Annotated in this window: 18 protein-coding genes; 5 read left to right on the top strand and 13 right to left on the bottom strand. The window is 61.5% G+C overall.

All coding sequences use genetic code 11. The features are described 5' to 3' along the window. The 12 genes from U5O12_RS09080 to U5O12_RS21160 all read right to left on the bottom strand — a co-directional run. Positions 1 to 459, bottom strand: a 459-nt coding sequence (locus U5O12_RS09080) for a Gfo/Idh/MocA family protein (protein ID WP_322578323.1), incomplete at its 3' end; no start/stop codon positions are given. A gap of 3 nt (positions 460 to 462) precedes the next feature. After that, the gene (locus U5O12_RS09085) at positions 463 to 669 is read right to left on the bottom strand and encodes a hypothetical protein (protein WP_322578324.1); all 207 of its coding nucleotides are present in this window, start codon (positions 667 to 669) and stop codon (positions 463 to 465) included. Continuing rightward, positions 629 to 1,531 (bottom strand): ABC transporter permease, encoded by a 903-nt coding sequence (locus tag U5O12_RS09090; protein ID WP_322578325.1) that lies wholly within the window; start codon positions 1,529 to 1,531, stop codon positions 629 to 631. Before U5O12_RS09090 ends, U5O12_RS09085 begins: the two co-directional genes overlap by 41 nt. 30 nt (positions 1,532 to 1,561) lie before the next feature. Further along, entirely contained in the window at positions 1,562 to 2,473 is a 912-nt protein-coding gene (locus U5O12_RS09095) for an ATP-binding cassette domain-containing protein (protein ID WP_322578326.1), read from the bottom strand. Positions 2,474 to 2,566: 93 nt separating this feature from the next. Further along, positions 2,567 to 2,947, bottom strand: coding sequence for an ATP-binding cassette domain-containing protein (locus tag U5O12_RS09100; RefSeq protein ID WP_322578327.1), 381 nt, complete (start codon positions 2,945 to 2,947; stop codon positions 2,567 to 2,569). After that, entirely contained in the window at positions 2,944 to 3,111 is a 168-nt protein-coding gene (locus U5O12_RS09105; RefSeq protein ID WP_322578328.1) for a hypothetical protein, read from the bottom strand. Before U5O12_RS09105 ends, U5O12_RS09100 begins: the two co-directional genes overlap by 4 nt. Then, entirely contained in the window at positions 3,108 to 3,788 is a 681-nt protein-coding gene (locus U5O12_RS09110; RefSeq protein WP_322578329.1) for a DUF2291 domain-containing protein, read from the bottom strand. The genes U5O12_RS09105 and U5O12_RS09110 overlap by 4 nt, the downstream gene beginning before the upstream one ends. An 89-nt stretch (positions 3,789 to 3,877) precedes the next feature. After that, positions 3,878 to 4,822 carry a D-ribose ABC transporter substrate-binding protein gene (locus tag U5O12_RS09115; protein WP_322578330.1) on the bottom strand — a complete coding sequence of 315 codons (945 nt, stop codon included), beginning with the start codon at positions 4,820 to 4,822 and terminating at the stop codon, positions 3,878 to 3,880. A gap of 71 nt (positions 4,823 to 4,893) precedes the next feature. After that, positions 4,894 to 5,727, bottom strand: coding sequence for a phosphogluconate dehydrogenase C-terminal domain-containing protein (locus U5O12_RS09120; RefSeq protein WP_322578331.1), 834 nt, complete (start codon positions 5,725 to 5,727; stop codon positions 4,894 to 4,896). Between the two features lie 334 nt (positions 5,728 to 6,061). After that, on the bottom strand, positions 6,062 to 6,730 hold the full coding sequence (locus U5O12_RS09125; protein ID WP_322578332.1) for an Mpv17/PMP22 family protein: 669 nt from the start codon (positions 6,728 to 6,730) through the stop codon (positions 6,062 to 6,064). A 5-nt stretch (positions 6,731 to 6,735) separates the two neighbouring features. Further along, a complete protein-coding gene (locus U5O12_RS09130) occupies positions 6,736 to 7,722 on the bottom strand; it encodes an MYG1 family protein (RefSeq protein ID WP_322578333.1) in 987 nt (328 codons plus the stop codon). 9 nt (positions 7,723 to 7,731) lie between these two features. Then, positions 7,732 to 8,082 carry a DUF6647 family protein gene (locus U5O12_RS21160; RefSeq protein WP_416221471.1) on the bottom strand — a complete coding sequence of 117 codons (351 nt, stop codon included), beginning with the start codon at positions 8,080 to 8,082 and terminating at the stop codon, positions 7,732 to 7,734. Between U5O12_RS21160 and U5O12_RS09135 the strand changes: the two genes are divergently transcribed. From U5O12_RS09135 to U5O12_RS09150, 4 genes are read left to right on the top strand one after another with little or no spacing between them, the layout of a single operon-like run. Continuing rightward, the gene (locus U5O12_RS09135) at positions 7,979 to 8,971 is read left to right on the top strand and encodes a BMP family protein (RefSeq protein ID WP_322578334.1); all 993 of its coding nucleotides are present in this window, start codon (positions 7,979 to 7,981) and stop codon (positions 8,969 to 8,971) included. The genes U5O12_RS21160 and U5O12_RS09135 overlap by 104 nt on opposite strands. Before the next feature lie 18 nt (positions 8,972 to 8,989). Then, complete coding sequence (locus tag U5O12_RS09140) at positions 8,990 to 10,525, top strand: ABC transporter ATP-binding protein (RefSeq protein ID WP_322578335.1); 1,536 nt, start codon at positions 8,990 to 8,992, stop codon at positions 10,523 to 10,525. 7 nt (positions 10,526 to 10,532) lie between these two features. Further along, a complete protein-coding gene (locus U5O12_RS09145; RefSeq protein WP_322578336.1) occupies positions 10,533 to 11,594 on the top strand; it encodes an ABC transporter permease in 1,062 nt (353 codons plus the stop codon). After that, positions 11,591 to 12,514, top strand: a complete 924-nt coding sequence (locus tag U5O12_RS09150; RefSeq protein ID WP_322578337.1) for an ABC transporter permease — start codon at positions 11,591 to 11,593, stop codon at positions 12,512 to 12,514. Before U5O12_RS09145 ends, U5O12_RS09150 begins: the two co-directional genes overlap by 4 nt. A 3-nt stretch (positions 12,515 to 12,517) precedes the next feature. On the opposite strand, the gene U5O12_RS09155 is transcribed toward U5O12_RS09150, so the two are convergent. Further along, positions 12,518 to 13,561, bottom strand: a complete 1,044-nt coding sequence (locus U5O12_RS09155) for an amidohydrolase family protein (protein WP_322578338.1) — start codon at positions 13,559 to 13,561, stop codon at positions 12,518 to 12,520. A 240-nt stretch (positions 13,562 to 13,801) separates the two neighbouring features. On the opposite strand from U5O12_RS09155, the gene U5O12_RS09160 reads away from it, so the two are divergent. Further along, complete coding sequence (locus tag U5O12_RS09160) at positions 13,802 to 14,548, top strand: TerC family protein (protein WP_322578339.1); 747 nt, start codon at positions 13,802 to 13,804, stop codon at positions 14,546 to 14,548. The last annotated feature ends 2 nt before the right edge of the window (positions 14,549 to 14,550 follow it).

Consider the following 14,550-nt stretch of genomic DNA (forward strand, 5'->3'; position numbering starts at 1 on the left):
CTGACGCGGCCCCAGAAGGGCGTTCCGATGGCGCCGTCGTTCAGGCAACGCTTGGTTTGCTGGATGGGGGTTTGCCAGCGGAAGTTCTCGTGCACCATGAGCGGTAGGGGGGGGAAAAGAAAATGCCACCATCGCCGTCGCGTCGGCGATGGAGTCCGCAAACGGTCCCCGGCAGATGCTCGGAACGCGGTATTGCGCTGCCAGCCCCACTAGCGCACGATGGCTTCCCACCGTGGTGGCGATGTCCACAAAGTCCAGGGCTTCGTTCGCAAACAGGTCCTGTGCCGAGGTATAGGTCCTGGTGATACCGAACTCGGCAGCCGTCGCCTCCAGCCGCTGCACATTGGCGTCGCAGAGTGCCACGATTTCAGCCCCGGGCAATTGATGCCAAGCATGCAAGTGGTTCTTGGAAAAGAAACCACAGCCAATCAGGGCTCCCTTGAGGATGGGTGCGGCCATCGATCAGGCCTCCGCGCGCATTTGCATTGCCATGCGCTGTTGCATGCGCTGCTGGAACTGGTCCACCACCACAGCGGCAATGATCACCAGGCCTTTGATCACGGTTTGCCAGAATGAGCTCACCCCCATCATCACCAAGCCGTCCGAGAGAATTCCGATGACAAGGCAATCAATAATGGTGCCGCCAATCTTGCCGCGACCGCCCGTCATCGACGTACCGCCGAGAGCCACAGCTGCTTTTGATCGCATTGAGCTCGAATGTTTCGCCTGTCAAGGGGTGCGCCGCAACCAGTTGGGACGAAATGATTAGGCCCACAATGGCTGCGCACAAGCCGGAGAACATGTACACAAAGTATTTGACTTGGTTTACCTTGACGCCAGAGAGCATTGCCGCGCGTTCATTGCCGCCCACCGCATAGATGTGACGCCCCAAGGGTGTTCTCGCCCCCAAGTAGGCAGCCGCAACGCCCACCAGCACCAACAGCCAAATGACGAGAGGCACGCCCAAGACGCTCATGGTGCCCAGCAAAGGAAAGCCGGTTGTTCCATTCTCTGGATTGCCCTCGAGATTGGGAAAGGTTGCGCCGTCCGAAGACAAGAGCGCAATGCCACGTGCGACATAGAGGGTGCCAAGCGTTGCAATGAACGGCGCCACATTGAGCCGTGTGATCAGAAATGCATTCACGGCACCAATGAACATACCTAGCAACAACGAAATGGCAATAATCTCAGCCACATTGAAGTAAATGACGTAGTCGCCAATGGACAGGCCATGCAGAATGAGTCCGCCGGCCACCATGCCGGTCAACCCCACAATGGAGCCCACCGACAGGTCAATTCCACCGCTGACGATGACATAGGTCATGCCTATGGCCAAGAAGGCATTCAGCGCCACGTGCTTTGACATGATGAGCGCGTTCTCGGCGCTGAAGAAGTTGGGCGCCATGAAGGCAAAGAAACCGGCTACCAAAAACAAGGCAATAAAAGTACGCAAGCGCAACAGCAGCATCACAAATGCTTCGTTGGACGTCGTCGTTGGGGACTTGCTGAGAGGAATGGTCGTAGCAGACATGGTGGATTGCAGGTTAGTTTGTGTGGTGGGTCAGGCAGGGATGAGCTGACCGCTATTGGAGGCTTGGACCACCGCATCGTGCGTTGCCTCACCCACGTCGAATTGCGCAGCCAGGCGGCCATCAGACATAACAACAATCCGGTCTGACAGTGCCATGACCTCTTCCAGGTCGGAGGTGACAAACAGGATGCCCAATCCGGCTTTGGCCAGGTCTCGCATTACCTTGAACACGTCGGCCTTGGCGCCAATGTCAATGCCCCGGCTCGGTTCATCCATCAAGAGCACTTTGGGGTCCGTCATCAACGCCCTGCCGATGACCACTTTCTGTTGGTTGCCGCCCGATAAGGCGCCTATCTCCAGCTCCGGGTTGCGGGCCTTGATGGACAGCGATTGCACAAACTTGGCGACCGCCGAGCGCTCTGTCTCCGCGCGCAAGTGCCCACGGGTGGCCAGGCGCCACAGATTGGCCAGCGTCAAGTTGTCGGCAATCGACATGCTGTGTACCAAGCCGTCTGCTTTGCGGTCCTCCGGTATCAGGGCCAGGCCGGCATGGATGCAGGCCGTGACGTCTTTGCCCATGAGCTCTTGCCCCAACAGGCGCACGGATCCTGATGCGCGGTCAGGATGACAGCCAAAAATGCTTTCAAACAACTCGGTGCGTCCGGCGCCCATGAGTCCGTAGATGCCCACGATTTCGCCTTTGCGCAGCGTGAGGCTCACGTCTTGCACACAGTAGCCCGGTGCGCCATTGCGCGGTAAATGGACGTTGGAGACCTCCAACACGGGCTCACCGAAGGCATGGTCATGCGCTCGCGCAAAGTCGCGGGTGCTGGCACCCACCATTTGGCGAACAATCCAGGGCAAATCGATATCCGCCATCCGGGAATGCCCCGTAATGCGGCCGTCCCGCAGCACCGTGATGTAGTCCCCAATGCGGATCAATTCTTCGAGCCGGTGGGAGATATAGACAATGGCAACGCCGCGCGCCTTGAGATCCCTGGATTACGCGAAACAGGATTTCCACTTCGGGCGCGCTCAGCGCGGATGTGGGCTCATCGAGAATGAGATCCGTGCCTCTTGCGCCATGGCCTTGGCTATTTCGATGATTTGCTGCTGGCCAATGCGCAGGTCGCCCACCAGGGTTTCCGGGTCCAGGTCGTGTTCCAGAGTGCGCAGCAGCGCACGCGCCCTCTCATGCTGTGCCTTGCGGTCGATGGCATAGGTGGCTGAGTGGATCTCACGACCGATGTACAGATTCTCAGCAATCGTCAGGTTCGGGAACAGGTTGAGCTCTTGGAAGACGATGCCGATACCGTGTTGGCGAGCGGCCTCGGTCCCATTCAACTCCACGGGCGCACCGTCCAGAAGAATGCGGCCTTTGCTGGGTTGCTCCACGCCCGCAACGATCTTCATCATGGTGGATTTGTCGGGTTCCTGTTGTCGCCCACCAGCACACCCACCGCGCCGGTGTACAACTCAAAGTTCACATCCTTGAGCGCCATGGTCCCCGGGTATTGTTTGGAGACCCCTTCGAGTCGCAACACCACGTCGGTCGTTTGGGGTGTTTGCCGCTCGTTCATGGGTTCAGCACCTTGAAGGCGACAACGGTGAGCAAGGGCAAATCCTCGGCGGACTCGGCTGCAAATACACCCGTAAGTTCCACCTTGCGGCCTTTGAGTTGCGTACGATCCAGCGACTTGAAGGTCGATTGGTAACTGCGGTCATTGAACGCGTTGGCCAACTGCGCGAACTCAATTTGATTGGTGTACGCGGTGAACGAGATGAAGGGCAGGATATCGCGGATGGTGGCCCCTTTCAACACAGGGCCAATCTGAATCTGGACGTCGGCCTTGCCATCCCCATTCACGTCGATGTCCGCTGTCCCGGCACTGACTTCAGTGTCGGTTTCCACGATTTTTCCAGTCACTTTGGTGGCCAGATTCCAGGGGGCGCCTTCGCCTTTTTCCCGGTGTCCGTGCTGAGCCCCCGCCTTGTCCATGCTGTTTTGCATGGCCTTTTTGAGCGCGGGGTAGTCCATGGCCATGGAAGAGATGGTCGGCATGGCCTTGCTGTCCCACATGGCGTCCACTTCGGCGGCGGGGTTGAACGTCTTGCTCTCAAAGTTTCCAGCCGGATTGGCTTTTGCGCGGCGCTCTGCTTCAGACTTGTGTTCGATTTTGCATCCACTGGCGGCCAGACAAAGACCGAGGAGCAGCGTCCATCGAAAGCCGTGTTGAATACTTGTGTTGATTTGCATGTTCTCTGATGGGGGGACGCCAACGTGTGAAAGTGCTTCAGTCGTCCGTCACACCACCGGATGCAAGCCTCCGATGGTGTGAGGATCCCTTACTTTGCCAGTGTGAAGGTTTCCAGCTTACCGGCGTTTTTGCCGGTAATCAGAATGCAGTCCATGAGCTGCTTTTCAGGCTTGCCTGTGGAGCCAGTCTTGAGGAAGGTATCTGCCTGCTCTACCGCCACTTGTGCCTGGCGGTATGCCGGCTGGAGCACTGTCGCCTTGATTCCGCCCTTTTTGATGGAGTCACGCACGTCGTTGCTGCCATCAAAGCCCACCACAATCACGTCGGTTCGCTTGGCAGCCACGAGCGCAGCCCAGGCACCCATCGCCATCGTGTCGTTGCCGGAGATCACACCCTTGATATCCGGGTTGGCTTGAAGAATGCTCTCCATCTTCTTGAACGCTTCGGGCTGGCTCCAGTTTGCGGATTGGCGGGCCACCATTTTCATTTCCGGGTACTTGTCGATCACATCGTGATAACCCTTGGAGCGCACACCCGCATTGATGTCAGCTTCTCGGCCGACCAGTTCAACATACTTGCCTTTTTCCTTCATCAGTCGGACAAACTCTTCGGCGCCGAGTTGGGCACCTTGATAGTTGTTGGAGACGATTTGGGAGACGGCAACGCCAGTGGCGTTGATCTCCCGATCGATCAAGAATGAGGGAATGCCTGCAGCCTTGGCCTTGGCCACCGCCGCAACAGAGGCTTCCGACCCAGCGTTGTCCAGAATGATCGCTTTTGCTTTTCGGGCAATCGCTGTGTCAATGAGCTGGTTTTGTTTGTTGGCGTCATCATCGTGCACCATCACCAGCGTGTCATAGCCCAGTTCCTTGGCGCGCGCCTCGGCACCCTGCGCCTCGGCCTTGAAGAATGGGTTGTCGTGCGACGGGGTGATGATCGCGATCAGGTCTTTTGCATTGGCGCTTGCGGGCAAGCCAAAGCTCAGGGCGATAGCAGCGGGGATGGCTGCCAACAGTCGACGTGTGTAATTCATGCTTGTCTCTTCTTTCTATGGTCTTTGGATGAATATGGCGAGTTTCGCTCGCCGCCGATAAGCGCCTGGCTTCAGGTAATGCGCTTAATACTGTCTGCGATTTCCGCTGGTTCAAAAATGTCCAACCAGTCTTCGCGCATGAGTCTGGGTTTGCCAAATTCAATGGCCTTGTTGCACGCGTCCGAGAAGGCGCCCGGTATCTCCTCGAAGATCACGGCGGCAAGAATGTTCATATGCCCCAGAAGGAAATCTCGCGCAGCCTCCTTGGGCACACCGCGGCGCACGACTTCTTGCATCCCGTCCTTCATGACAGCCAGCAGGGTTGCGCACACAGTTTCGGACAAGCCGGGTTCGAGCAACGCCATTTGTTCCACCGTCATGGGGTACGAACGCAAGATCGGTGCGTAAATGGTTTGGGCAATCGCCTCACCCACAGCGTAGTGTTCTTCGGGGCCTTGCATGAGCGAATTGACGATGGACTGCGGTGCTGCCAAGCCGCCAAACCGGTCTTTCCGGGCTTCTTCACTACTGGAGTTATTGAAAATGGACGGATGGCAGGGGTGCGTCACAAAGTAGGTCAAGTCAGGACGGTCTGGGAGATGTCCTGCGAAAGGTGCTGCGGCATCCAGCGTGATGATCATCGTTCCCGGCTTGAGTTGCGGGGCGATGGAGGCGGCAATCTTGCCAATCACCGTGTCGGGTACCGCGAGGATGACTGCGCTTGCATCGGCCAAGGCCACATTCACATCGACGCACTCAATACCCAACTCTTCTTTGAGGCGTTTGCGCCCTGCTTCGCTGACTTCGACATGGCGTACTGTGTACTCGCTGCGCTGAAGGTTGCGTGCCAGCCTTGCGCCCATTTTGCCGCCAGCGCCAAACAGGGCAACGGTTGGTAAATTCATTTTGATCACTCCATTTGAAGCAGTTGGCGGGTAGTTAAATCAGGCTTATTTCCAACTGGTATGATGAGTACATCATCACTTCTCTTGTTTACAAATAGGTATTTCTACTAGGTCGACGCCATCCGGCGGAATTGGGCTACTGCCCGTCCGCCACGCAGACGGGCATCGCAGTTCGTACCAATACAGCGAGAGAAAGGGGAGTCAGTGGGCATGCAGGGCGACTTGCCGCGCGAGGCGGCGTTGCCCGCAGCGCCTCACACGGGTGAAAAATCAGCCTCTACCCGCCGTAGATAGAGTGCAAGCAACTCCTTTTTCAGGAGCAGATGCAGGCCGTTCAGGCCTTACGAACGAACTTGAAAATCAGAATCCAGAACACCAGAATGAGCGAAGCCACCGGGAACTGCAGCTCGGTGGGCATGAAGTAAATCACCATCACCCCGGGTATCCAGACGCACCACATGGCAATCAGCACCGGCAGGTACTGGTGGGCCAGAAAGTCGGCAGAAAACACATGCCGCAGCGTCTTGCGGGTGAAACCGCCCTCGCGCCAGGCAAACAGCGCAACGATCACAAAGTTGGACACCGGCGAATACACAAACTGGTCAAACAGCATCTTTTTGACCAGCGTGAGTGCATCGCTCTGCTCGCCAAACAGATACACCTGCACGCCGTACAACACATCCACCGTGAGGCCGATGCTGCCGAACACCAGCGCGGCGTAGAGCACATCGCGGGTTGTCTTGCGGGTCCAGGTCTGACGGCCAAGTGCCACGCTCAGGCCCTCGGGCACCAGCACTGCAAACACCACGTAAGACACAAACGCAAACGCAAGGCCCCATGCCTCTTTCACATCGCCCCAGTAGGCCAGGCCCACCCGGAAAACGGGCACCGTGGCGTAGGCTAGCAGCAGTGCAGCTAGACCACACCACAGCAACACGCCCGGCAGCACATTGGCGCGAATGGCTGCGCGGACTTGGTGCAGGGCCGAGGATGGCGCCGCCACCCCCATCAGGCTGCAACCGCCGTGCGGGCGGCCAGCGCCAGCTCGGCCAGCTTCACCGCGCCGTCAAAGCTGCGCGCGCCGCCGATGAACAGGTTGAGGTGGCAAAACACGCTGTCTGTCACACCGTTCACTGCGGCCAATTCGCCATCGCGCAAGCCGGCCCAGGCGTCGGGCAGGTCCATGCGGGCGGTGAACGAACCGGCCTCCACCGGCACGGTCTTGATCTGGTACTGGTTGCCATCGGAGTCGGGGTAGATGACAAACATCACCTCGGGCATCTCATTCACCACCACATGCGTCCAGGGCATGCCGCCCTCGGCCAGGTGCAGCACGCGTCCGCCCAGCAGGCGCGGCGCGTTGCGCACGGTGTCCATGGCGCGCAACTGCGCCACTATTTTGCTGATGGCGTGGTCCAGAAACTTGCGGGTGATGGCAATGGCTTCGCGAAAGCGTGTCTCCAGCAGCGCGGCCTTGGCGGCCAGGTCCAGGCCCTGTTCTTCGAGCCAATGGGTGTTGAGCTGGGCAATGAGGCTTGAGAGGCCAAAGATGCCGGGCGACACATCGCCCTGGCCGGTGTCCACAATGTCGAGGTACTGCACCAGCGAATGGTCGATGGAGCGCACGATCTCGGCCACAGCTGCGTCGTCCAAGGTGTGACCCGCAGCGCCGGCCCAGGCCTTCACATAGGCCGTACCAAAGGCGGACCACACCAAGCCCGCGCTGGCATAACCCACGCCGGGCACGGCGGCGCCATCCACCTCGCGCGCGGGGCGCGCGCCAGCAAAGCCGCGCTGGTGGTGGTCGAAGCGGCCGGTGGCCACATCCCAGCTGCCGCCCACGTCCACGGCAAAATCGGCCGCATCAATTAACTCCTGCTTGCGGGTGCGGATGAGTGTGTGCGATGGGAACACACCCATCAGGATGCCCACGCCAAAAACGTCGTCGGCATGGAAAGTGCCACTGTGCGTGGCGATGGTGGGGGTTTGGGTCATGGCAGGATTTTATGGACTTGTGCCCCCAGCCGCGGCTATGCTCTTTAAACCCAAGCCGTCGGGGAGCACATCGCTGGCACGGGTGGTTTTTTGTGGCGCCGTGCGTTGGCAGCGCCAGCCGGTCTGGCGGTCACAAGCCCAGGGCTTGGCACACAAAATGCTTTGTGTTTGTGGGTCAAAAAGACCTCCAAGCTCCGCAGAATTTGCGCGAGCAGCTCCTAATTTCATAGCGTTCTTAACCGGAGAAATTATGTCGATGCACCTCACCTCCCGCCGCCGTGCGGTTGTTCTCGCAGCCGCCCTCGCCACCCTGGCGCCCGGCTTGGCACTGGCCCAGGCCAAACTCAAAGTGGCCGGCATTTACACCGTGCCCTTCGAGCAGCAATGGGCTGGCCGCCTGCACCAGGCGCTCAAAGCTGCGGAGGCGCGTGGCGAGATCGAATACAAGGCCAGCGAGAACGTGAGCAACGCCGACTACGAGCGTGTCATGCGCGAATACGCCACCGGTGGCAGCCAGCTGATCGTGGGCGAGGCCTTCGCCGTGGAAGCCGCCGCACGCAAGGTGGCCAAAGATTTCCCCAAGACCGCCTTCCTGATGGGTTCCAGCGGCAAGCCCGCCGCGCCCAACTTCAGCGTGTTTGACAACTACATCCAGGAGCCGGCCTACCTGTCGGGCATGGTGGCCGGTGGCATGACCAAGAGCAACAAGATCGGCATGGTGGGTGGCTTCCCCATCCCCGAAGTCAACCGCCTGATGAACGCCTTCATGGCGGGCGCCAAAGAGGTCAATCCCAAGGTCGAATTCAGCGTGAGCTTCATCAACAGCTGGTTTGACCCCCCCAAGGCCAAGGAAGCCGCCTTCGCCATGATCGACAAGGGCGCCGACGTGATGTACGCCGAGCGTTTTGGCGTGAGCGACGCGGCCAAAGAAAAGGGCAAGCTGGCCATTGGCAACGTGATCAACACCCAGGCCCAGTACCCCGACACCGTGGTGGCCTCGGCCCTGTGGCACTTTGAGCCTTCGGCCGACCTTGCCATCAAGATGGTGAAAGACGGCAAGTTCACCGCTGAAGACTACGGCCCGTACTCGATGATGAAATACAAGGGCTCGTCACTGGCGCCGCTAGGCACATTTGAGAAAAAGGTGCCTACAGAGGTGGTGGCCAAGATGAAGGCGAAAGAGAAAGCCATTCTGGATGGCAGCTTCACCGTCAAGGTGGACGACAACCAGCCCAAGTCGTCTAAATAAGTGTTTGAAACGGCGCGCGTGAGCGACCCCGTTCTCGTTCTCTCTGGCATCACCAAGCGCTTTGGCGCGCTGGTGGCCAACGACGCCATCTCGCTGCAGCTGGGTGCGGGCGAGGTGCTGGCGCTGCTGGGTGAGAACGGTGCGGGCAAGTCCACGCTGGTGTCCATCCTGTTTGGGCATTACGTGGCCGATGCGGGCAGCATCACCGCCTTTGGCCAGCCCCTGCCTGCAGGCGACCCCAAGGCCGCGCTGGCCGCGGGCATTGGCATGGTGCACCAGCACTTCACGCTGGCCGACAACCTCAGCGTGCTGGACAACGTGATGATGGGCTCCGAGCCTTGGTGGCAGCCTTTCACCCGCCGCAGCGCAGCACGCCAGCGGCTGGCCGAGGTGGCCCAGCGCTTTGGCCTGGCGGTGGATGCCGATGCACTGGTGGGCAGCCTGTCCGTCGGCGCGCGCCAGCGGGTAGAAATCTTGAAGGCGCTGTACCGGGGCGCGCGCATTCTGATTCTGGACGAGCCCACTGCGGTGCTGACGCCGCAGGAGAGCGAAGCGCTGTTTGACGTGCTGGCCCAGATGGTGGCGCAAGGCCTGTCGATTATTTTCATCAGCCACAAGCTCGGCGAGGTGTTGCGTGTGTCGCACCGCGTGGCCGTGCTGCGCGGCGGCAAACTGGTGGCCGAGGCACCCGCCCAGGGCACCACCCAAGGCCAGCTGGCGCAGTGGATGGTGGGCCACGCCATCGACACCCCGGTGCGCCAGCCCAGCCCCGGTGTAGGTGAGGTGGTGTGCAGCCTGGACGGCGTGAGCACCGGCAGCGGCCGCGAAAAGCTGCATGGCGTGAACCTGCAGCTGCGCCGGGGTGAGCTGGTGGCGATTGCCGGTGTGTCTGGCAACGGGCAGGTGGCGCTGGCAGAGCTGCTGTGCGGCACCCGCCAGGCCACGGCGGGCCAGGTCTTGCTGCAAGGCCAGCCCTTGCCAGCCAGCCCCGCCGGCCTGGTGAAACGCGGCGTCGCCCGCATCCCCGAAGACCGGCATGCCGTGGGCGTGGTGGGCGATTTGCCGCTGTGGGAAAACGCCATGTCCGAACGCCTGCGCACAGCGGCCTTCTCAGCCTGGGGTTGGGTGCGCCGCACCGCTGCCAAAGCCTACGCCCAACGCGTGATCGCCGCCTTTGATGTGCGCGGCGGCGGTGCGGCCAGTGCGGCGCGCGCACTGTCGGGCGGCAACATGCAAAAACTGATTTTGGGCCGCGCGCTGCTGCACCCCGACGCGGCAGACAGCCAGGCACAAAGCCACACCCCCACCCTCATCGTGGCGCACCAGCCCACCTGGGGTCTGGACATTGGTGCGGTGCGCTACGTACAAAGCCAGCTGCTGGCCGCACGTGACGCAGGCGCGGCCGTATTGTTGATCTCTGACGACCTGGACGAAGTGCTGACCCTGGGCGACCGCGTGGCCGTGATGCACGCCGGCCAGCTCAGTGTTGCGCGCAATGCCAACGACTGGACGCGTGAAGCGATTGGCCTGGCGATGGCCGGTGCAGAACATTAAAGCAGCCATGCAACTCGTCAAACGCAACACCCCCTCCCCCGCCGCGCTGGTGCTGGCGCCTGTTGGTGCAGTGTTGTTTACGCTGCTGATCAGCGCGCTGCTGGTGCTGTGGGCTGGGGCGCCGGTGGGGCGGACCTATGCTTTGCTGCTGCAGGGCGGTTTTGGTTCGGTGTTTGCGCTGAGTGAAACCCTCACCCGCGCGGTACCGCTGATGCTGACCGGGCTGGCTGCAGCAGTGGCGTTCAAGGCGCGGCTGTTCAATATTGGTGCCGAGGGGCAGTTGTATGTGGGCGCATTGGCCGCCGTGGCGGTAGGCGGTATGCATGGCGGCACTGGTTTTGATCTGCCGCCCACGCTGCTGTTTGTGCTGATGCTGATGGCCGCGGCGCTGGCAGGCGCGCTGCTGTTGCTGGGCCCGGCACTCATGAAAGCGCGGCTGGGGGTGGACGAGGTGGTGACTACGCTGCTGCTGAACTTCATCGTGCTGCTGCTGGTGTCGCTGATGCTCGACGGCCCCATGAAAGACCCGACCGCCATGGGCTGGCCACAGAGTGTGGCGCTCATTGCCGATTTGGAATTGGGCAAGCTCATCGCACAAACGCGGCTGCACAACGGCCTGCTGGGCGCCTGTGCGCTGGCGGTGCTGGTGTGGGTGCTCCTCAAGTACACGGTGCTGGGGTTTGATATTCGCGCGGTGGGCGCCAACCCGCGCGCCGCAGCCTTTGCCAGCGTGCCAGTCACACGCACGGTGGTGCTGGTGGCCATGCTCTCGGGCGCGCTGGCCGGGCTGGCGGGTGCCATTGAGGTGGCCGGGCGCACCAGTTACCTGACGCTGGACATGTCGCCGGGTTATGGCTACAGCGGCATTGTGATTGCCATGCTGGCCGGTCTGCACCCGCTGGGTGTGGTGGCGGCCAGTGTGTTTGTGGCGGGTGTGCTGGTGGGCGCCGACAGCATGAGCCGTGCGGTGGGGGTGCCCACCTACATTGCCGATGTGATCGTGGCGACCTCGCTGATCTCGGTGCTGGTGGCGACGCTGCTGACGCAATACAGGGTGAAGTTCAAATGACAGAGCTGCTGGATATCCTGTCCAACCTCTCGTTCTGGGCGGCCGTGCTGCGCATTGCCACACCGCTGATCCTGGGCACGCTGGGGGTGCTGCTGTGCGAGCGGGCCGGGGTCTTGAACCTGGGCATCGAGGGCATCATGGTGGCGGGCGCCTTTACCGGCTGGCTCACGGTGTATGCGGGTGCCCCGTTATGGGCCGGAGTTGCAGTGGCAGCGGGTACCGGCGCCGTGTTGGGTGTGCTGCATGCCTTCCTCACCGTGGGCTTGGCACTGTCGCAGCATGTGTCGGGCCTGGGCATCACGCTGCTGGCCACCTCGCTCAGCTACTACGGCTACCGTGTGAGTTTCCCCAAGGTGAGCACGCCGCCCACCATCACCCCGTTTGCCGAGATGGGCTGGCTGGGCCTGCCCGTGCTGGCGCAGCAAACACCGCTCACACTGCTGGCCCTGCTGCTGGTGCCGCTGCTGGGCTACGTGTTGTATCGCACGCCGCTGGGCCTGTCGGTGCGCATGGTGGGCGAGAACCCGCAGGCGGCCGAGGGCCAGGGCGTGTCGGTGGCCCAGGTGCGTACGGGTGCCATCGTGGCCGGCTCGGCGCTCATGGGCGTGGCGGGCTCCTTCCTCACGCTGTCGGCGTTCAACGCCTTCTTCTTCAACATGGTGAACGGCCGCGGCTGGATTTGTGTGGCGCTGGTGGTGTTTGCATCGTGGCGGCCGGGCAAGGCGCTGCTGGGCGCGCTGCTGTTTGCCTTTTTTGATGCCCTCCAGCTGCGCCTGCAGCAAAGCGGCGGTGCGGTGCTGCCCTATCAGCTGTACCTGATGCTGCCCTATGTGTTGTCCATCCTGGCGCTGGTACTGGTGGCCCGCAAGGCCAGCTACCCGCAGGCGCTGATGAAGCCCTACCGGAAGGGCGAGCGCTGACCCTCAGGCGAAGTCTTCGCCAAACATCAACCGCCACGCGGTGCCAAAGGCCACTTGCTGGCGCACCTCGGCGGGCAGGCAGCCCAAGAAGTAGCGGTGCTTCTTGTCGTACTCCTCGATACGGTCCAGGCGATCGCCGCCCAGGTCCAGTGCCGACATGAAACGGTTGGCACGCGCAGCCATCAGGTCACGCCATGCGGGCTGGAGCTGACCGTTCTCGGCCCAGACCCGCGAGTGGCGCTGGCGGCTCAGGGGGTAGACCGATCGCGCATCGCCAAAGGCCGTGTCCAGATACAGGTTGGGACAGCGGCTGAGCAAGCTGTCCAGGTAGGCCGGGCCGTACCGCGTAGAGCGCTCCTGGTAACGGATTTGCCCCACATGGCACCAGACCACGCGGGCCTTGGGGTACTGCAGCAGCATCTGCTCCAGCACGGGCAGCAGGGCATCCTCAATCTCGTAATGCAGCTGGAAGCACAGCCCGGTGGCCTCGCTGATGGCGAACAGGCGGTGACCGACCGGGCCGTCCAGGGGAATGACCACGTCCCGGTCATCGTCGCCGCGTTTGGCTTGGCGCGGCGAAGGGTAGTGGCGGAATTCGTATTCGCCCAACAAAGCCCACTCCCCGGCCTGGGCCGCAGCCTCCTGGGCCTGCAAAAACGCGTCGGCCACCTCGGTGGTGAAGGGCGGCTGGCCGCCGTTGCCCACGGGGATGAAGTGCTCGGGAAACTGCGCCGTGGTCTGGCGGGAAAAGTTATCGCGCCGCACGCCGCGCTCGAACTGGTTGTTGCCCATGTCGGAAGACAGCGCCATGGCGCCGATATGCAAGCGGTCCAACTCGGCGGCCAGTGCGGCGATGTCCACCTTGGACGGGTTGCATGAGCTCTCGACATCGATGTAGGGCAGCTGCCCCGCCGCCAACAGGCGCTTGATGCGGCGCGCATACCCGGCCTTGAGCACGGCCAGGTTGGGCGGGGCCTCTTGCGCGCGCGCGCCGCCCAGCCAAAGTGCCGCAAACCCACCTGCAGCCAAGCATTGCCTGCGTTTCATGGCGTGAACCTCCGTGTGATTTGCACCATGATACGGGTGCAGTGGGTCTGCCCCTCTGCGCAAGCTGCGTCGGGCTGAAACGTGGCGCAAGTGCACCAGCAGTGGTACAACCCAGTACCATTCGCTCCCGCACAACCCTGGCTTTTCCTACGCCGTGGACCACCAACCAACGGGTGAGGGCAAGCGCAAGTCCGGGCGCGGCGAAATTTTTGACTGACCTTTTGAACTGAGAAACTGACCATGGAATTTTTGACCGACCCCAATGTGTGGATTGCCTTTGGGATGTTGACAGCCCTGGAGATCGTGCTGGGCATTGACAACATCATCTTCATATCCATCCTGGTGGGCCGGCTGCCCCCCGAGCTGCGCGACAAGGCGCGCCGCCTGGGCCTGGGTTTTGCCATGGTCTCGCGCCTGTTGCTGCTGTTCTCGCTGAGCTGGGTGATGGGCCTGACCAGCGACCTATTCACCGTGGCCAACCACGGCTTCAGCGGCCGCGACATGGTGCTGCTGTTGGGTGGCATCTTCTTGCTCTACAAGGCCTCGCACGAGATTTTTGTGGAAGTGGAAGCGCGCGAACAAGATGCGCCCCCCGCCACCGATGACGCCGCCGTCAAGGCTGCGGGGGCCAAACTGTTCTGGGCCATCATCGGCCAGATCGCCATCATTGACATCGTGTTTTCGCTGGACTCGGTCATCACCGCCGTGGGCATGGTGGACCAGATCAGCGTGATGGTGGCAGCCGTGGTGACTTCGGTGGGTGTGATGCTGGTGGCGGCCAAGCCGATTGGCGAGTTTGTGGACAAACACCCCTCGGTCAAGGTGCTGGCGCTGGCCTTCCTGGTGATGGTGGGCATGGCGCTGACCGCCGAAGCGTTTGACCAGGAAATCCCCAAGGGCTACATCTACGCCGCCATGGCCTTCTCGCTGGGGGTGGAAGCCCTCAACATCCGGGCCCGCAGCAAACGCCAGGCCCTCAAGAAATAGTC

Source organism: Rhodoferax sp. (genome assembly GCF_034519335.1).
In the GTDB taxonomy this organism is placed as follows: Bacteria; Pseudomonadota; Gammaproteobacteria; order Burkholderiales; family Burkholderiaceae_C; genus Allorhodoferax.